The organism is Agathobaculum desmolans ATCC 43058 (genome assembly GCF_000701665.1).
GTDB classification, from domain to species: domain Bacteria; phylum Bacillota; class Clostridia; order Oscillospirales; family Butyricicoccaceae; genus Agathobaculum; species Agathobaculum desmolans.
On the sequence record NZ_JNJN01000001.1, the window covers coordinates 108499 to 124783 of the forward strand.

At 57.5% G+C, this 16285-nt stretch carries 23 protein-coding genes and 1 pseudogene; all 24 read right to left on the minus strand.

From position 1 onward, the window contains the following. Positions 1-274: 274 nt before the first annotated feature. Positions 275-2602, minus strand: coding sequence for a translation initiation factor IF-2 (gene infB / locus T363_RS0100505; RefSeq protein WP_031472184.1), 2328 nt, complete (start codon positions 2600-2602; stop codon positions 275-277). Between the two features lie 152 nt (positions 2603-2754). Next, a complete protein-coding gene (locus T363_RS14845) occupies positions 2755-3354 on the minus strand; it encodes a L7Ae/L30e/S12e/Gadd45 family ribosomal protein (protein WP_051642995.1) in 600 nt (199 codons plus the stop codon). Then, the gene (gene rnpM / locus T363_RS0100515) at positions 3344-3625 is read right to left on the minus strand and encodes an RNase P modulator RnpM (protein ID WP_031472188.1); all 282 of its coding nucleotides are present in this window, start codon (positions 3623-3625) and stop codon (positions 3344-3346) included. The genes T363_RS14845 and rnpM overlap by 11 nt, the downstream gene beginning before the upstream one ends. 22 nt (positions 3626-3647) lie before the next feature. Then, the gene (gene nusA / locus T363_RS0100520; RefSeq protein WP_031472190.1) at positions 3648-4712 is read right to left on the minus strand and encodes a transcription termination factor NusA; all 1065 of its coding nucleotides are present in this window, start codon (positions 4710-4712) and stop codon (positions 3648-3650) included. 22 nt (positions 4713-4734) lie between these two features. Next, the gene (locus T363_RS0100525) at positions 4735-5199 is read right to left on the minus strand and encodes a ribosome maturation factor RimP (protein ID WP_031472192.1); all 465 of its coding nucleotides are present in this window, start codon (positions 5197-5199) and stop codon (positions 4735-4737) included. Positions 5200-5365: 166 nt separating this feature from the next. Beyond that, complete coding sequence (locus tag T363_RS0100530) at positions 5366-6034, minus strand: MgtC/SapB family protein (RefSeq protein ID WP_031472194.1); 669 nt, start codon at positions 6032-6034, stop codon at positions 5366-5368. A 197-nt stretch (positions 6035-6231) separates the two neighbouring features. Beyond that, positions 6232-6576, minus strand: coding sequence for a 50S ribosomal protein L17 (gene rplQ, locus T363_RS0100535; protein ID WP_031472196.1), 345 nt, complete (start codon positions 6574-6576; stop codon positions 6232-6234). Positions 6577-6715: 139 nt separating this feature from the next. Beyond that, the gene (locus T363_RS0100540) at positions 6716-7663 is read right to left on the minus strand and encodes a DNA-directed RNA polymerase subunit alpha (RefSeq protein WP_031472197.1); all 948 of its coding nucleotides are present in this window, start codon (positions 7661-7663) and stop codon (positions 6716-6718) included. 85 nt (positions 7664-7748) lie between these two features. Then, positions 7749-8342 carry a 30S ribosomal protein S4 gene (rpsD, locus tag T363_RS0100545; RefSeq protein ID WP_031472199.1) on the minus strand — a complete coding sequence of 198 codons (594 nt, stop codon included), beginning with the start codon at positions 8340-8342 and terminating at the stop codon, positions 7749-7751. Positions 8343-8360: 18 nt separating this feature from the next. Beyond that, the gene (gene rpsK / locus T363_RS0100550) at positions 8361-8765 is read right to left on the minus strand and encodes a 30S ribosomal protein S11 (RefSeq protein ID WP_031472201.1); all 405 of its coding nucleotides are present in this window, start codon (positions 8763-8765) and stop codon (positions 8361-8363) included. A gap of 16 nt (positions 8766-8781) precedes the next feature. Beyond that, entirely contained in the window at positions 8782-9150 is a 369-nt protein-coding gene (gene rpsM, locus T363_RS0100555; protein ID WP_031472203.1) for a 30S ribosomal protein S13, read from the minus strand. Between the two features lie 371 nt (positions 9151-9521). Then, positions 9522-9635, minus strand: coding sequence for a 50S ribosomal protein L36 (gene rpmJ / locus T363_RS0100565; protein ID WP_031472205.1), 114 nt, complete (start codon positions 9633-9635; stop codon positions 9522-9524). A 99-nt stretch (positions 9636-9734) separates the two neighbouring features. After that, positions 9735-9953 (minus strand): translation initiation factor IF-1, encoded by a 219-nt coding sequence (infA, locus tag T363_RS0100570; RefSeq protein WP_016148769.1) that lies wholly within the window; start codon positions 9951-9953, stop codon positions 9735-9737. Positions 9954-9975: 22 nt separating this feature from the next. Continuing rightward, positions 9976-10254: a KOW domain-containing RNA-binding protein gene (locus tag T363_RS0100575; protein ID WP_031472208.1), complete on the minus strand. Its 279-nt coding sequence runs from the start codon at positions 10252-10254 to the stop codon at positions 9976-9978. After that, positions 10254-11018: a type I methionyl aminopeptidase gene (gene map, locus T363_RS0100580; protein ID WP_031472210.1), complete on the minus strand. Its 765-nt coding sequence runs from the start codon at positions 11016-11018 to the stop codon at positions 10254-10256. The genes T363_RS0100575 and map overlap by 1 nt, the downstream gene beginning before the upstream one ends. A 3-nt stretch (positions 11019-11021) precedes the next feature. Further along, positions 11022-11651 (minus strand): adenylate kinase, encoded by a 630-nt coding sequence (locus T363_RS0100585; protein WP_031472212.1) that lies wholly within the window; start codon positions 11649-11651, stop codon positions 11022-11024. 19 nt (positions 11652-11670) lie between these two features. Beyond that, positions 11671-12960, minus strand: a complete 1290-nt coding sequence (gene secY, locus T363_RS0100590; RefSeq protein ID WP_031472214.1) for a preprotein translocase subunit SecY — start codon at positions 12958-12960, stop codon at positions 11671-11673. A gap of 1 nt (position 12961) precedes the next feature. Further along, complete coding sequence (gene rplO / locus T363_RS0100595) at positions 12962-13402, minus strand: 50S ribosomal protein L15 (RefSeq protein ID WP_031472216.1); 441 nt, start codon at positions 13400-13402, stop codon at positions 12962-12964. A gap of 3 nt (positions 13403-13405) precedes the next feature. Next, positions 13406-13588 (minus strand): 50S ribosomal protein L30, encoded by a 183-nt coding sequence (gene rpmD, locus T363_RS0100600; RefSeq protein ID WP_031472218.1) that lies wholly within the window; start codon positions 13586-13588, stop codon positions 13406-13408. A gap of 17 nt (positions 13589-13605) precedes the next feature. Further along, complete coding sequence (gene rpsE / locus T363_RS0100605) at positions 13606-14109, minus strand: 30S ribosomal protein S5 (protein WP_031472220.1); 504 nt, start codon at positions 14107-14109, stop codon at positions 13606-13608. Between the two features lie 18 nt (positions 14110-14127). Continuing rightward, positions 14128-14487, minus strand: coding sequence for a 50S ribosomal protein L18 (gene rplR / locus T363_RS0100610; RefSeq protein ID WP_031472222.1), 360 nt, complete (start codon positions 14485-14487; stop codon positions 14128-14130). Between the two features lie 21 nt (positions 14488-14508). Continuing rightward, positions 14509-15054, minus strand: coding sequence for a 50S ribosomal protein L6 (rplF, locus tag T363_RS0100615; RefSeq protein ID WP_031472224.1), 546 nt, complete (start codon positions 15052-15054; stop codon positions 14509-14511). 15 nt (positions 15055-15069) lie between these two features. Beyond that, entirely contained in the window at positions 15070-15468 is a 399-nt protein-coding gene (gene rpsH, locus T363_RS0100620; protein WP_031472226.1) for a 30S ribosomal protein S8, read from the minus strand. 570 nt (positions 15469-16038) lie between these two features. Further along, positions 16039-16285: pseudogene (locus T363_RS15910) on the minus strand (hypothetical protein); the annotation flags it as partial.

Sequence of the window (16285 nt, forward strand, 5' to 3'; positions counted from 1 at the left end):
TTGAAAATGGAAAATGGAGAATGTATCGGTCTTCCTCTATCTTCCACGCAATATTCCCGTCTTGAACAAACGGCGAATGCCGTTTGCACGGTGCGCCGCAGCGCCCGCATCAAAATCCCCCGCAAAACCGGGGCTTTGCCTCGGTTTTGCACCGCTGCTTCGGGACGCGTGTCCCGAACCGCCTTTGCGGTGCAAAGGCGAGGGGGGTATCGAAAAAAGTTTCCTTAGGAACTTTTTTCGTATATAGGGGGGACAGAGTCCCCCCTATAGGCAGTTATTGCTTCACTTCTTCCATCACAAAGCACTCGATGATATCCTGCTCCTTGATGTCGTTATAGTTTTCGATGCTCATGCCGCATTCATACCCGGAAGCAACTTCCTTGACATCATCCTTGAAGCGCTTGAGGGTGTTCAGATGGCCTTCGTGGAAAACAATACCGTCACGTACCACGCGCACCTCGGCGTTGCGCTGGATCTTGCCATCCTGCACATAGCAGCCCGCAACAGCGCCCGCACCAGTGATCTTGAATACCTGACGCACCTCTGCATGGCCGAGCACAACTTCCTTGAACTTGGGTTCAAGCATGCCCTTCATGGCCTGCTCCATCTCTTCGATCGCATCGTAGATAACGCGGTACATGCGCATATCCACGCCCTGCTGTGCGGCGGAATCGGTTGCCGTGCGGTCCGGCCGAACATTGAAGCCAACAATGATCGCACCCGAAGCGGAAGCCAGCATCACGTCAGACTCGTTGATCGCACCAACCGCGCCGTGAATCACCTTCACGCGCACTTCCTCGTTCGAGAGCTTCTCGAGCGAGGCGCGGATCGCCTCGACCGAGCCCTGCACATCCGCCTTGACGATGATGTTCAGTTCCTTCATCTCGCCCTGCTGGATGGAATCGAACAGGTTATCCAGCGTTACCTTGTGGAACAGCTTGTTGCGCTCTTCCTTCTCCTTATCCTTACGCTGCTCGACCAGCTCGCGCGCCATCTTCTCATCATCTACCGCATCGAAAATATCGCCCGCGCCCGGCACCTCAGCCAGACCGATGATCTCAACCGGCACCGACGGGCCGGCATCCTGAATTTTCTTGCCGTCATCATTGGTCATAGCACGCACACGGCCGACTGCCGTACCGGCGATGACCGTATCGCCCGCGTGCAGCGTACCATTCTGCACCAGCAGCGTGGCAACCGGGCCGCGGCCCTTATCCAGCTTTGCCTCGATAACCGTGCCGTGCGCCCGGCGGTTCGGGTTGGCCTTAAGGTCTGCGACCTCAGCGGTCAGCAGCACCATCTCGAGCAGGTTTTCAATGCCCTGACCGAACTTTGCCGAGATGTTGCAGACGATGGTATCACCGCCCCATTCCTCGGGGATGATCTCATACTCGGTCAGCTGCTGCAGCACACGATCCGGGTTGGCAGCCGGCTTATCCATCTTGTTCACTGCCACGATGATCGGCACACCGGCCGCCTTGGCGTGATTGATTGCCTCGATCGTCTGCGGCATAACGCCGTCATCCGCCGCAACTACAAGAATTGCAATATCCGTAACCTGTGCGCCGCGGGCACGCATCGAAGTGAACGCCGCATGACCCGGGGTATCCAGGAAGGTGATCGGCTTGCCGTCCACCGCAACGCGGTATGCGCCGATATGCTGGGTAATGCCGCCGGCCTCGCCCTCGGTCACCTTGGTCTTGCGGATCGCATCAAGCAGCGAAGTCTTGCCGTGGTCAACGTGACCCATAACAACAACGACCGGATCGCGCGGCACGAGATCCTCTTCGCGGTCCTCACGCTCGTCAAACAGCTGCTCCTCGATGGTGACGTGTACTTCCTTTTCGACCTTGCAGCCCATTTCCTCTGCTACGATTGCCGCGGTATCATAGTCGATGATCTCGGAAATTGACGCCATCACGCCCAGCTTGATCAAGCCCTTGATGACGTCCGCCGCGGTGCGCTTCATGCGGCTGGCCAGTTCGCCGACCGAGATCTCATCCGGGATCATTACCTTGACCGGGATCTTCTTAAGCGCAGCCATCTGCTGCTGGCGCTGCAGGCGGCGCATCTTTTCCTGCTCCTCCTGACGGCGCTTGTTGCCGAACGGCTTGGAGCGCTGATCGGACTTTTTGGTCAGCTTCTGCTTTTTCTGTCCGGTGGACTGCATCCGCTCAGCCTTCGCATCGACCAGCTTATCCACGTGGTCATCATACTTGGCAAGATTCACATCGCCCGCGCCGCGGGTGTCGATGCGGTGCACCTGCTTGACCTTGCTCTGTGTCGGCTGCTCGGCCTTCGCCTCTGCGGGCTTTTCTGCCTGCTGCTTGCCCTCGGCCGGCTTGGCCGCCTGTTCCGCCTTGGGGGACTTTTCCGCCGGCTGACGCACGTTCATCTGGGCATTCAGCTTTTCCTCAATATTGGCAACCTGATGGTGCTGGGTCAGATACTCAAAAATAACCGACAGCTCCTGATCCTCCAGCACCTGCATATGATTCTTGGGCGCCGTGCAGTATTCGGTCAGGATCTCCACGACCTCCTTGGTGGATACGCCGAAATCCTTGGCGACCTCATGCACGCGATATTTATTCTCTATTGCCATGGGCAACTCCTCCTTAATGCAATTTCGATCCAAGGCGCAGGTTTCCTTCCGTGCAGTGCACAGCTCTTCCCGACAGACCGGCCGTTTCCGGCAGATCGTCCTTCCTGCGTCCGTTTTGTATGAAAACCGCCGCTTCGCGGGGATCTTCTGAATTATGTGCGCGGCGTCTTACCCGGTTTGCGTCCCGGGCGTGCCGCCCGGGATCCGGCGGCTCTGTGCGCCTGCCCGCCCGTGCGGGCAGCACCAGATGGGCGTGTTCGTCCGTCTACGCGGTGTGCGCGGCCGGATGTCCCGCGCGCCGAATGCACAGCGGGCTTTGCCGTCTCACGGGGCTGCGCCTGCGGTGCCTTGACACGATCCTTCGGCTTCTTCTTTCCCTTACGGGATTGGATCCGCGCATTCTTTTCCTGCAGCAGTACAGCTGCGGCCTCATATGCCGCATCCTGCGCGGCAAGCTTTTGCACCGCCGCCGCTGCAAGACCAATATCGGTCACGGCGCAGACCGCACAGCCGTTTTTGCCGATCGCCGCGCCCAGTGTCTGCTTATCCACCGGCAGAACAACCAGCGGCACACCTGCCCGTTCCGCGTAAAACGCCGCTTTTTTAGCGGTGCTCTCGCCCGCGTCGGATGCCGTCATCACACAGCGGGCCTTTTTATCCGTGCACGCCTCGCGCACCAGCTCCTCGCCGAACGCCAGCTTGCCGGCGCGGCGAGCCAGTCCGAGCATCTGCAAAGCAGGTTCATTCGCCATGCGCACCCTCCTGCTCCATCTGCTGTTCCAACTGTTCATATACCTCTTCCGGTACCGCTACACCGAGCGCACGCTCGATCGCCCGGCTCTTGCGCGCTTTTTTCAGGCATTCAGACTTGCCGCACAGATAGGCGCCGCGTCCCGGCGCTTTTCCCTTAAAGTCCAGCGACAAAGTGCCCTCCGGCGAGCGTACCACACGGATCAGCTCCCGCTTGGGGAACATTTCGCGGCAACCAAGGCACTGCCGCATGGGAATTTTCTTCTGTACCATATTCTGCCGCACCTCCGCCTGCTTATTCGCCCTGCGAGACCGGCGCGATGTCGATCTTGCAGCCGGTCAGCTTAGCAGCCAGACGGGCGTTCTGCCCTTCCTTGCCAATTGCCAGCGAAAGCTGATCATCCGGCACAATCACGCGGCAGGACTTATTATCCGCCTGCATTGTGGCAGAGACCACATCCGCAGGTGCCAGCGCGGCGGAAACAAACTGCGCAGTATCCTCATTCCACTTGATGATGTCGATCTTTTCACCGTTCAGCTCACCCGTGATATTTGCCACACGTGCGCCGCGCGTACCGACGCACGCGCCGATCGGATCGACGTTTTCATCATGCGAGGTCACGGCGATCTTGGTACGGTTGCCCGCTTCACGCGCGATCGACTTGACCTCGACCACGCCGGAATGGATCTCGGGCACCTCCAGCTCAAACAGACGTTTAACCAGACCCGGATGCGTGCGCGACACCACAACCTGCGGACCGCGCGTACCGCGGCGCACCTCGATCAGATAAACCTTGATGCGCTGCCCCTCGGTGATCTCCTCACCGCGGACCTGCTCGGAGGAGGCCAATACGGCCTCGCTCTTTTCACCACCGGACACAACATCCAAATAGGCGTTGCCCGTGCGTGGGTCAATGCGGGCGACCACACCGGTCAGGATCTCGTGCTCCTTGCTCTCGAACTCCGAAATCACCATGCCGCGCTCGGCTTCGCGGATACCCTGAATGATGACCTGCTTTGCCGTCTGTGCAGCAATGCGGCCAAACGACTTGGTCGGGATGTCGATATCGATGATATCGCCGACCATCGGGTTATTCTTGTACTCCGCAGCTTCCTCCAGCGTGATTTCCTCGTACGGTTCATACAGATCCTCTGCACGGACAACCGTTTTGCGCACATACATATAGATGGTCTTCTTATCGCGGTCCGGCTCGACAAATACATTATCGGTCATGCCGTCATTATCGCGTTTGTAGGCGGTAATCAGCGCCTGACCGACGCGGTCGAGCATATAATCCACCGGAATGCCTTTTTCCTTTTCCAGCTGCTCCAGCGCATCAAAAAATTCTGCGTTCACCATTTTTTCCAATCCAGCTCCTTACTCATATCTCAACCGCGAGTCGCACCGCGGCAATGTCTTTCGGCTCATACACGGTCTGCTGTCCGCCTGTTTCGATCGTAACACAGCCGTCCTCATACGCAACCAGCGTCCCCTCGATCTGCTTTGCGCCGCCCACCGGCTTATAAAAGCCGACCTCGACCGTATGGCCGAGAAACGCCGCAAAATGCGCGGGACGCTTGAGCCGTCGGGCCAGTCCCGCCGAGGAAACACACAGCGTATAGGAGGGCATATCGTCAAATTCCTTTGCATCCAGCATCGGATCGAGCGCGCGCGAAACCTGTTCACACTGGTCGATATGCACACCCTCCGGATGATCGACCGTCACAGTCAGCATATACTGTCCGCCCTCTTTTTCAAATTCCACATCCCACAGGGAAACACCGGCCTGCTCACACAAGGGTTTGACCAGCTCTTCCACACGGGCGACGATCTGCTTTGCCTGCAAAGCGTTCCCTCCTTACAAAAATACTCCAAGCAAAGCGTAAGGAGTGGCTTTTGCCACTCCTTACGGTTACTTCTTACTGAACGTGCTTAGTATATCATGTTTATCGGGCAAATGCAAGGATAATTACGCCGAAAACCCGGATTTTGCAAAATATTTTCCCTGCTCTTCAGGCGGAAACCGACAATATCCCCTGCACCTCGCCCGGCAGCCGCAAAAAAGCGGAGCGGTCATACCGGCGCGGCAGCACAACAACCATGGTCATCCACAGTGTGCCGTCCTTTTTCTGCTCGGTATGAACCTCCTTCACCTCAATCTGCTCGGCCAGCAGCCAGCTTCGCAGTGCCGGTGCGCTTTCTCCGCTGTCCGCCAGCTGCACGCACAGCTCGGTCACGCGCACGCTCTCACGCCGTTCGATGTAGCGCAGTACCACCTGCGAAACCAGCATCAGCGCAGTCGTGACCAAACCGAGCAGATACAGTCCGCTGCCGACCGCCATGCCAACGCCGGTAGTCGTCCACAGACCGGCTGCCGTTGTCAGGCCGACCACACTGCCGCGGCGCACAAAAATCACACCCGCGCCCAGAAATCCGATCCCCGCCGCAATGCTCGCCGCCACGCGCGACACATCCACGCTTGCCCCCTCGACCGGGATCACGTCGAAAAAGCCATATTTGGAAACAAGCATCATCAGCGCCGATCCAAGCGCTACCATCATATGGGTCTTCATGCCCGCGCCCTTCATGCGGGACTGCCGTTCAATGCCGATCATCAGCCCGCAGGCCGATGCCACCAGCAGCCGCACAATACAAACCAATTCCATTTCCCATTGCAGCATACGCCCGCCCCCTCTCTCTTCTTGCTTTCAGTATAGCAGAACGGTGCGTGAAGTCAAACGAAAACGCAGTACCATCCTGCCGGACGGGGTATGCTCCGGTGCAATCCACTTTTCAGACAAAAGAAAAAGGTTATCCAGTAAGCACGCTACTGGATAACCTTTTTAGATCATTTTCCTGTAACAGGTGAGCCGTTAACTTACTTAACCAGCTCGATGATCGCCATTTCCGCTGCGTCGCCGCGGCGCGGACCGGTCTTGATGATGCGGGTGTAGCCGCCGTTACGGGTGGCATACTCGGGCGCGATCTCAGAGAAGAGCTTTGCTACAACAGCTTCCTTGGTGATGAAAGCCATCGCCTGACGGCGGGAAGCCAGCGTGTTCTTCTTGCCAAGGGTGATCATCTTTTCGGTCATCGGGCCGACTTCCTTGGCGCGGGCGAGGGTGGTCTCCACTCTGCCGTTCTCCAGCAGGAAGGTCACCATCGCACGGAGCATGGCCATACGGTGGTCGGTCGGACGGCCGAGCTTGCGATTGTTAGCCATTCGTGTTTACCTCCAAATTCAAGTGAAAGCGGCGGCGCGGCCTTCGTGCCGCCGCAGAAATTCAGTACATGCTGCCCATACAACACGGGCACGGGAAAGATCGTGCCGCCTGCTGTGCACAGTCAGACGGTACAGCAAATCATTCCTCGGACTTGGCAAGATGCAGACCCATAGCCTCCAGCTTGCCAATCACCTCTTCCAGGGACTTGCGGCCCAGATTACGAACCTTCATCATATCCTCTTCCGAGGTGTTGATCAGGTCTTCCACCGTGTTGATACCGGCGCGCTTGAGGCAGTTGAACGAACGCACGGAGAAGTCCAGCTCCTCAATGGTCATTTCAAGCACCTTATCGTGCTGCGCTTCGGCCTTTTCCACAACGGTGGACTTGGAGCCGATTTCCTCAGACAGGTCAACAAACAGGTCGAGATGGTCGCGCAGCACCTTCGCGCCAAGCGAAACCGCATCGCGCGCATTGATGGTGCCGTCCGTCCAGATCTCGAGCGTGAGCTTATCAAAGTCGGTCAGATCGCGGACACGGGTGTTTTCCACCGTGTAGTTGACCTTATAAACCGGCGTGTAGATCGAATCCACCGGAATGACCCCGATGGAGGTCTGATGCTGCTTGTTCTTCTCCGCCGGCACATAGCCGCGGCCCGAAGTCAGCGTGATCTCCATGGACAGGCGCGCATCGCTCATCAGCGTGGCGATATGCAGATCGGGGTTGAGGATCTCAACTTCACCGTCCGCATGGATATCACCGGCCTTTACCTCACCCTCACCTGCGGCCTCAATGTAGACCGTCTTGGGTCCGTCGCAGTGCAGCTTGGCAATGATGCCCTTGATGTTCAGCACGATCTCGGTCACGTCTTCCTTAACGCCCGGGATCGTGGAAAACTCGTGCTGCACGCCGGCGATCTTGATGCTCGACGCAGCCGTTCCGGGCAGCGAAGAGAGCAGAATGCGGCGCAGGGAGTTGCCCAGCGTGGTGCCATATCCGCGCTCGAGCGGTTCTACGACGAACTTGCCGTAAGAACCATCCTCAGCGAGCTGTTCACAGTCAATACGCGGCTTTTCGATTTCGATCATGTGGTACCCTCCTTCACGTTGGTTGGAAACTGAAAGTGGAACAGGCGTGGCAGACGCCCCGCCTGTCCCAAAAACGAGGGTCTAATTATTTCGAGTACAACTCGACGATGAGGTGCTCGGCTACATCGTAGTCGATGTCGTCACGAGCCGGCATCGCAACGATCTTGCCCTCGAAGGAATCGTTCGCCTTGTCGATCCACTTCGGGCAGGCCTTCTTGCCGTTCTCCTCGAGCAGCGCCTTGAACTTGGCGGTCGAGCGGGACTTCTCACGGACAGCGATCACATCGCCCGGCTTCACCTGGAAGGACGGGATGTTGACGCGCTTGCCGTTTACGGTAAAGTGCGCATGGTTTACGAGCTGACGCGCCTCGCGGCGGGTGTTCGCAAAGCCCAGACGGAACACAACATTGTCCAGACGGCGCTCGAGCTCCTGCAGCAGGATCTCACCGGTGATGCCCTGCTTGCGCTCAGCCTTCTCGTAGTAAGCATGGAACTGCTTCTCGAGAACACCGTAGATAAACTTTACCTTCTGCTTCTCATTGAGCTGCAGGCCGTACTCGGACTGCTTGCGGCGGGACTGCTTGGGCTGGCGCTTGGTAGACTTGGAGTAACCAAGTACCGCCGGGGAAAGGCCAAGCGTCTTGCAACGCTTGAGCACGGGCTGGGTATTCTTAGCCATTATCTGGTTCCTCCTCTATTATACTCGACGACGCTTGGGCGGACGGCAGCCGTTGTGCGGGATCGGGGTTACGTCCTTGATCATCGTAACCTCGAGGCCGGCAGCCTGCAGTGCACGGATCGCAGCCTCACGGCCGGAACCCGGGCCCTTAACATAAACCTCAACCGTCTTCAGGCCATGCTCCATAGCAGCGGCAGCGGCGGTCTCCGCAGCGGTCTGTGCCGCAAACGGAGTGGACTTACGCGAGCCGCGGAAGCCCATCTCGCCGGAGGAAGCCCAGGAGATCGCGTTACCGTTCAGGTCAGTGATGGTAACGATCGTGTTGTTGAAAGAGGAACGGATGTGAGCCGCGCCCTTTTCGATATTCTTGCGCTCGCGGCGGCGCGTACGGGTCGCCGCGCCCTTTTTCTGTACCTTAGCCATTTATACGTTCCCCTCCTTACTTCTTCTTGTTCGCAATGGTCTTCTTGGGACCCTTGCGGGTACGGGCGTTGGTCTTGGTGCGCTGACCGCGAACCGGCAGGCCGCGGCGGTGGCGCAGGCCGCGGTAGCAGCCGATCTCAACCAGACGCTTGATATTCAGACCGATCTCACGGCGCAGGTCACCCTCGACGTTGTAGTCGCGCTCGATGACTTCACGCAGCTTAGCGGCTTCTTCTTCAGTCAGGTCCTTTACGCGGGTATCCGGATTGATACCGGTCTTGGCAAGGATCTCATTGGACGTCTTGCGGCCAATACCGAAGACGTAGGTCAGGCCGATCTCCACGCGCTTCTCGCGGGGAAGGTCAACACCGGCAATACGTGCCATATTAAATATAACCTCCGATTAGTTACACTGAGGCGTGTTGGCAAACACAGTATAGGGACCGCCTCCGCCCCTGCAGCGCCGCGCGATTGCGCGTGCTTGTCGTGTTCGCGTAAACCATGATCCCGCGCCATAGCGCGGCAATTTATCCGAAAACGGGCGCCGCCCGGTTTTCGCATCTCGCGCCCGCAGGCGCAATTCATCAGGCAACCGCCGTGCGATTGCCGTAAAAACCGGGGCTTCGCCTCGGTTTTTACACCCTGACCCAGCCGCTCTGGGCGGCGTCATTCGGGTATCGAAACTTGGTTTCTTCGGAACCAAGTTTCGTATATAGGGGACTTTTGAAGTCCCCTATAAGCGCGGTTACGCGCATCTTAGCCCTGCTTCTGCTTGTGCTTCGGGTTCTGGCAGATAACCATGACCTTGCCCTTACGGCGGATGATCTTGCACTTCTCGCAAATCGGCTTAACAGACGGTCTTACCTTCATGTTGTTTTACCTCCATCAAATTTTTGGTGGGATGGGACACCGGATCGATCCGGCGACCGCTGGCGCTCGGGTCACATACGCGCCTCCGCCCGCTTTTTCTTACTTGGAACGCCAAGTAATACGACCGCGGGTCAGGTCGTAGGGCGACATCTGTACGGTGACCTTGTCGCCGGGAAGAATGCGGATAAAGTTCATGCGCAGCTTGCCCGAAATGTGAGCCAGAATTTTGTGGCCGTTGGGCAGCTCCACCTGAAACATTGCGTTGGGCAGCGCTTCGATTACGGTGCCCTCCAGCTCGATTACATCATCTTTTGCCATTATGTGTGTTTACCCTCCTCGGTCAAATCGCGTCCTCGTCCCCTGTCCAGAGGGCGAGCGCCTTGCGGATGTCGCTGTTTGTCAGGCGGCCGCTTTCCAGCAGCTTGCGGCGGGTTTTCTCGTCGCACACACCCTGACGGCTTACATGCCTGCGCCGTTTGCGCTTGGGGCTTTCCGCCCGGCGCGCACGGCCGTTTGCGAGCAGAAGAAAATCCCCCTCTTCCGCCACGACCAGCATCAGCTGTCCCTTATCCCTGCCGGTAAGCGACAGGACAATATCGGAAGCCTGCAGCTCCGTCATTACAGCACCTCACCGTCGATATTGGTCAGGATCTCCGCCTCGCCATCCGTGATGGCAATGGTGTTTTCGTAATGGGCGGACAGCTTGCCGTCCTTCGTCTTAACCGTCCAGCCATCCGGCAGGACTTTGACGTCGTACACACCCACGTTGACCATGGGTTCCACCGCAATGGTCATACCGCGCTGCAGTCGGATACCGTGGCCGGGGCGGCCGAAGTTCGGCACCTCGGGCGATTCGTGCAGTGCACTGCCGATGCCGTGGCCGACATACGAACGCACCACCGAAAAACCGTTCTTTTCCACATAAGCCTGCACGGCTGCGGAAATATCCGAAACGCGATAGCCCTCGCGGGCAAATTTGATGCCTTCAAAAAAGCTCTGCCGGGTCACTTCGATCAAACGCTTGGCCTCGTCGCTCACCTCGCCGCAGGGCACGGTGCACGCACAGTCGCCGTGATGGCCGCCGATCAGCGCGCCTACGTCGACCTTGACGATATCCCCTTCCTGCACCACGCGGGTCATGGACGGAATACCGTGGATCACCTCATCGTTGATCGAGATACAGGCGCTGCCAGGAAAGCCGCCATAGCCAAGGAAAGAAGGCGTTGCGCCCGCTTCCTCGATCGTTTGACGGACGATCCGGTCGATCTCGCCTGTGGTGACGCCGGGGCGGACGGCATCCGCCGCCGCCTTACGGGCCAATGCCGTAATGCGGCCGGCGATACGCATCCGCTCAAGCTCCTTATCTGTTTTAATGTGGATCATATTTTACAGACCCAGCGCCTGTACGGCAAGCTTCTCGGTTTCCCGGATGCCCTGTGTGCCGTCAATGGTCTTGAGCTTGCCCTGCGCCGTGTAATAATCGATCAACGGCTCGGTCTGCTCATGATAGGTCTCCTGACGGCGGCGAACCACATCGGGCTGGTCATCGCTGCGGATGATCAGCTTATCGCCGCAGATATCGCAGATGCCCTCTACACGCGGCGGGTTCGCCACCACATGATAGGTTGCACCGCAGCGCAGGCAGACACGACGGCCGGTCATGCGCTTTTCAATCACTTCATACGGCACATCGAGCGACAGTGCACAGTCGATGTTCGCGATCTTGTCCAGTGCTTCCGCCTGCGGGATCGTACGCGGAAAACCGTCCAGAATAAAACCGCTCTTGCAGTCACGCTTGGCAATTCGCTCCTCAAGCAGGTCAATGACGAGTTTATCCGGTACCAACTGGCCGGCATCCATAAAGTCCTTTGCCTGCCGGCCAAGCGGGGTGTCGTTCTTGATCGCCTCGCGCAGGATATTGCCAGTGGAGATGCTCGGTACGCCCATCTTTTCGATCAGATAAGATGCAAGCGTGCCCTTGCCGGCGCCCGGAGCGCCCAGTAAAATCAAATTCACTTGAAATCAGCCTCCAGCATTATTCCAAAAAGCCCTTGTGATGACGCATCAGCATCTGCGCTTCCATCTGCTTAACCGTATCAAGCGCAACACCGACCACGATGATGACCGAAGTGCCACCGAGCGCCACGTTGGACAGCGTCGGGGAGATGGCGCCAACAATCAGCGGAAGGATTGCGATAACACCGAGGAAGATCGCACCGACAAAGGTAACCTTGCCGAGCGCCTTGGTGATGAAATCGCTGGTCGGCTTGCCCGGACGGAAGCCCGGAATGAAGCCGCCGTTCTTCTTCAGGTTGTTGGCGATCTCGATCGGGTTGAACTGGATGGATGCGTAGAAATACGCAAAGGCCAGAATGAGCAGACCGTAAACCACGATATAGAACGGGCTGGACTGCGAGAACAGGTTCAAAATATGCCAACCGAACGTGTTAGCCTCCGGCTTCCAGAACATACCGATTGTCTGCGGCAGCGAGAGGATGGACGACGCGAAGATAATCGGCATAACGCCGGCCGCGTTGACCTTGATCGGCAGGTGGGTGGACTGGCCGCCGTACATCTTACGGCCAACCACACGCTTCGCATACTGCACCGGGATACGGCGCTCCGCGTTGGACATGAACACAATGAATACCACAACGCCCAGACCGATGATGACCATCAGCACAGCCGACAGGATGCCGGATGCGCCGCCCTTGATCAGGTTGAACAGCGTGGAGATCAGCGCCGGACCACGGGAAACGATGCCTGCGAACAGGATGATCGAAATGCCGTTGCCGATGCCGTTCTGGGTGATGTGCTCGCCCAGCCACATAATCAGCGCCGTGCCGGCGGTAAAGGTCAGCACAATCGCCGCACCGGCCAGCACACCCGTGTTGGACAGGAAGCCCTCCGTGCGCAGCAGCGCGTAGAACGAAAAGCCCTGCAGAAGACCCAGAACAACCGCAACGTAGCGGGTCCAGGAAGCGATCTTCTTGCGGCCTTCCTCGCCGCCGTCCTTTACCAGCCGCTCGAGAGCGGGGATGGCAACGGTCAGCAGCTGCAGGATAATGGACGCGTTAATATACGGGGTGATCGACATGGCGAAGATCGTCGCGTTGGACAGACCGCCGCCCGTGAACATGTTCAGATAACCGAGCATCGAACCGGATACCGATGCCTGCTCAAAGTAAGCAGACAGCAGATTCGTGTCGATGAACGGAACAGGAATGCACGAACCGAAACGGAAGATCAGCAGAATAAACAGCGTATACAGGATCTTCTTGCGCAGTTCGGGCATACTCCAGGCGTTTTTAAGGGTTTGAAACACCTTAAATCACCTCGGCCTTTCCGCCTACGGCTTCGATCTTCTCCTTTGCGGACGCCGAGAACGCTGCAGCCTTAACGGTCAGCTTTTTGGTCAGCGTGCCGTTGCCTAGGATCTTAACGCCGTCGAGAGCATTCTTGACGATGCCAGCCTCACGCAGGGACTCTACGGTGACTTCAGCGCCGTCTTCAAACTTCTCCAGTGCGGATACATTGACCGGTGCGTAGGTGGTGCCGAAAATGTTATGGAAGCCACGCTTCGGCAGACGGCGTGCCAGAGGCATCTGGCCGCCTTCAAAGCCCGGGCGGACACCGCCGCCGGAACGGGCCCACTGGCCCTTGTGACCGCGGCCTGCGGTCTTGCCGTTGCCGGAACCAGCGCCGCGGCCCTTGCGGTAAGCGGGCTTGGACGCGCCTGCGGCAGGCGATAATTCGTGAAGCTTCATGGGTTACGCCTCCTCTACTACTTCGAGCAGGTAACCGATCTGCTTGACCTTGCCGCGCGTCTGCGCGTTGTCCGGCTGAACGGTTACATCGTTGATCTTCTTAAGCCCCAAAGAATGAGCGGTCGCGATGTGCTTATCCAAGCGGCCGACCAGGCTCTTTTTCAGGGTAATCTTCATGTTAGCCATTGTGAGTTACCCCTTTCTTACAGTTCTTCTACGGCTTTGCCGCGAACAGCAGCTACCTGAGCCGCATCGCGCAGGCTCTTCAGGCCTTCCATCGTTGCGGTAACAACATTCTGCGGGTTGTTGGAGCGCAGGCACTTGGTACGGATGTCCTTGATGCCGGCAGCCTCAACGATTGCACGGACTGCGCCGCCGGCGATAACGCCGGTACCGGGAGCAGCCGGCTTGAGCAGAACGCGGCCTGCACCGAACGCGCCGATAACCTCGTGCGGAATGGTGCTGCCCTTCATAGAGATCTTAACGAGGTTCTTCTTCGCATCTTCGATGCCCTTGCGGATGGCATCCGGAACTTCTGCAGCCTTGCCGGTGCCGAAGCCTACGGTGCCCTTGCCGTCGCCTACAACGACCAGCGCGGAGAACTTCATCACGCGGCCGCCCTTAACGGTCTTGGATACGCGATTGAGCGCTACGACGGTTTCGGTAAACTCGTCCTCACGCTTATCATTTCTGTTAAACTGAGCCATGTTTTACCTCCTCCCGACTTAAAACTGCAGGCCGCCCTCACGGGCGCCTTCCGCGAGTTCCTTCACGCGGCCGTGGTACAGATAGCCGCCGCGGTCAAACACGACAACTTCGATGCCCTTGGCCTTGCAGCGCTCGGCAACCAGCTGGCCAATCTTCTTGGCTGCTTCCTTGTTGCCGCCGTACTCGGTGAAGTCCTTCTCGGCAGTCGAGGCGGAAACCAGGGTAACACCGGCAACATCGTCGATGACCTGGGCGTAAATATTCTTGGCAGAACGGTATACGTCGAGACGCGGACGCTCGGCGGTACCGCTGATCTTTGCGCGTACGCGCTTGTGGCGCTGCAGACGCGCCTTGTTGGAATCCTTCTTCGAAACCATTTAAATCCGTCTCTCCTTTCCTTACTTCTTCTTCGCGCCGGTCTTGCCTTCCTTGCGGCGGACGTACTCATCAGAGTAGCGAATGCCCTTGCCCTTGTAGGGTTCCGGCGGACGCTTCTCGCGGATCTCCGCAGCAAACTGGCCGACCTTCTGCTTGTCAGGACCGGAGATGATGATCGAGTTCGGGTTGGGAACATCGATCGTGATACCCTCGATCTCAGTCATCGTAACCGGATGCGAGTAACCGAGGTTCATAACCAGATCCTTGCCCTGCTTCTGCACACGGTAGCCAACACCCTGTACGCTCAGCTCCTTCTTGAAGCCTTCGGTAACGCCTACCACCATGTTGTGGATCAGGCTGCGGGTCAGGCCGTGCAGCGCACGGTTCTGCTTGTCGTCGTTCGGACGGGTGACGAGGATCTCATTTCCCTCCATCGCAACATTCATGTTGGGATGGATCTCACGGGTAAGGGTGGCCTTGGCGCCCTTAACGGTCACAACGTGGCCGTCGATCTTGACTTCCACACCGGCCGGGACGGCAATCGGCATTCTACCAATTCGAGACATACTTCAAACCTCCCCTTACCATACGAATGCGAGGACTTCACCGCCGACATTCAGCTCGCGCGCCTTCTTGTCGGTCATGATGCCTCTCGAGGTGGAAATGATGGCAACGCCGAGGCCGCGGAGCACCTTGGGAAGCTCCTGTGCGCCGGCATATACACGCAGGCCGGGCTTGGAAACGCGCTTGAGGCCGGAAATGGCCTTCTGGCGGCCGTCCACATACTTCAGCGTGATGCGGATGATGCCCTGCGTATTGCCCTCGACAACTTCGAAAGCCTTGATATAGCCTTCGTCGAGCAGGATCTGGGCAATTGCCTTCTTCATTTTGGACGCGGGTACGTCCACGCTGGCATGACGAGCATTGCCGGCGTTGCGGATACGGGTCAGCATATCCGCGATGGGATCAGTGATCTGCATAAATGCTCTCCTTTTCAAGAAGTTTGGGGGTAGTGCAGCAATCGGAGTGGGTTAATCTCCTGATTGACCTGTTTGCCTCCCACTTTTCTTTACACTGCCTGTGGCCCTTCCACAAACAGCGGCTGTGGGGATCGCGATTTTTTTGCCTTACAGCAAAAAATCGCCGGCCTGAAAGCAACCAGACCAACGATAATTATAACATGATAAAGCTTTGGCTACAATGGAGAAAATGCCGATTTTTACGCAGTTTTTCCCCTTTTCGCAGTCAAAATGCCATACCAACGCTATAACGGCAGGTCGGCCGTGTTTTCCGCCGCACCTAAGACCGCGCCAGAGATCCCGGTTGACGGCCCGAGGTGGATCGTGCCGTGTGCCTATCCCGTATAGCACGGGCTGCACCGGTCACGTGTCGCGCATTGCGTGACTATATAGTAGTATACACCAGTCTTACCGCATTGCGCAAGTACTAATTTTCACTTTTAAGGACTTTTTTGCGCTCATTTGTAAGCGTCAAATAGAAATTCAGAAAAGCACAAGGGTGGAGTTTTGCCTCCACCCTTGTGTGCTGTTTCAGGTATGTACTTTTTTACGGCTGTCAGGATAAACGACTTTGGCTTTCTTGTAACCTCTCCAACCTAAGTGCTGGCCGCAGCGGTCACAGTAGGCCACGAACTCGCGTTCCAGCGTTATGCCACATCTGGGGCAGACATAATAGGCATGACCATTCGGGAATACCATCACTTCCTTAACAAGGAGCTCCATGCGGTACTCAGCAAAGCGCATAAGCAGTTGCCATAGAAACGATGGAGAAAAGGAT

Excerpts from the sequence above, each read along its gene's own strand:
- infB (WP_031472184.1), bottom strand. The coding sequence starts at position 2,602 with ATGGCAATAGAGAATAAATATCGCGTGCATGAGGTCGCCAAGGATTTC.
- T363_RS14845 (WP_051642995.1), bottom strand. The coding sequence starts at position 3,354 with ATGGCGAATGAACCTGCTTTGCAGATGCTCGGACTGGCTCGCCGCGCC.
- rnpM (WP_031472188.1), bottom strand. The coding sequence starts at position 3,625 with ATGGTACAGAAGAAAATTCCCATGCGGCAGTGCCTTGGTTGCCGCGAA.
- nusA (WP_031472190.1), bottom strand. The coding sequence starts at position 4,712 with ATGGTGAACGCAGAATTTTTTGATGCGCTGGAGCAGCTGGAAAAGGAA.
- T363_RS0100530 (WP_031472194.1), bottom strand. The coding sequence starts at position 6,034 with ATGCTGCAATGGGAAATGGAATTGGTTTGTATTGTGCGGCTGCTGGTG.
- rplQ (WP_031472196.1), bottom strand. The coding sequence starts at position 6,576 with ATGGCTAACAATCGCAAGCTCGGCCGTCCGACCGACCACCGTATGGCC.
- T363_RS0100540 (WP_031472197.1), bottom strand. The coding sequence starts at position 7,663 with ATGATCGAAATCGAAAAGCCGCGTATTGACTGTGAACAGCTCGCTGAG.
- rpsD (WP_031472199.1), bottom strand. The coding sequence starts at position 8,342 with ATGGCTAAGAATACCCAGCCCGTGCTCAAGCGTTGCAAGACGCTTGGC.
- rpsK (WP_031472201.1), bottom strand. The coding sequence starts at position 8,765 with ATGGCTAAGGTACAGAAAAAGGGCGCGGCGACCCGTACGCGCCGCCGC.
- rpsM (WP_031472203.1), bottom strand. The coding sequence starts at position 9,150 with ATGGCACGTATTGCCGGTGTTGACCTTCCCCGCGAGAAGCGCGTGGAG.
- rpmJ (WP_031472205.1), bottom strand. The coding sequence starts at position 9,635 with ATGAAGGTAAGACCGTCTGTTAAGCCGATTTGCGAGAAGTGCAAGATC.
- infA (WP_016148769.1), bottom strand. The coding sequence starts at position 9,953 with ATGGCAAAAGATGATGTAATCGAGCTGGAGGGCACCGTAATCGAAGCG.
- T363_RS0100575 (WP_031472208.1), bottom strand. The coding sequence starts at position 10,254 with ATGACGGAGCTGCAGGCTTCCGATATTGTCCTGTCGCTTACCGGCAGG.
- map (WP_031472210.1), bottom strand. The coding sequence starts at position 11,018 with ATGATCCACATTAAAACAGATAAGGAGCTTGAGCGGATGCGTATCGCC.
- rplO (WP_031472216.1), bottom strand. The coding sequence starts at position 13,402 with ATGAAGCTTCACGAATTATCGCCTGCCGCAGGCGCGTCCAAGCCCGCT.
- rpmD (WP_031472218.1), bottom strand. The coding sequence starts at position 13,588 with ATGGCTAACATGAAGATTACCCTGAAAAAGAGCCTGGTCGGCCGCTTG.
- rpsE (WP_031472220.1), bottom strand. The coding sequence starts at position 14,109 with ATGGCTCAGTTTAACAGAAATGATAAGCGTGAGGACGAGTTTACCGAA.
- rplR (WP_031472222.1), bottom strand. The coding sequence starts at position 14,487 with ATGGTTTCGAAGAAGGATTCCAACAAGGCGCGTCTGCAGCGCCACAAG.
- rplF (WP_031472224.1), bottom strand. The coding sequence starts at position 15,054 with ATGTCTCGAATTGGTAGAATGCCGATTGCCGTCCCGGCCGGTGTGGAA.
- rpsH (WP_031472226.1), bottom strand. The coding sequence starts at position 15,468 with ATGCAGATCACTGATCCCATCGCGGATATGCTGACCCGTATCCGCAAC.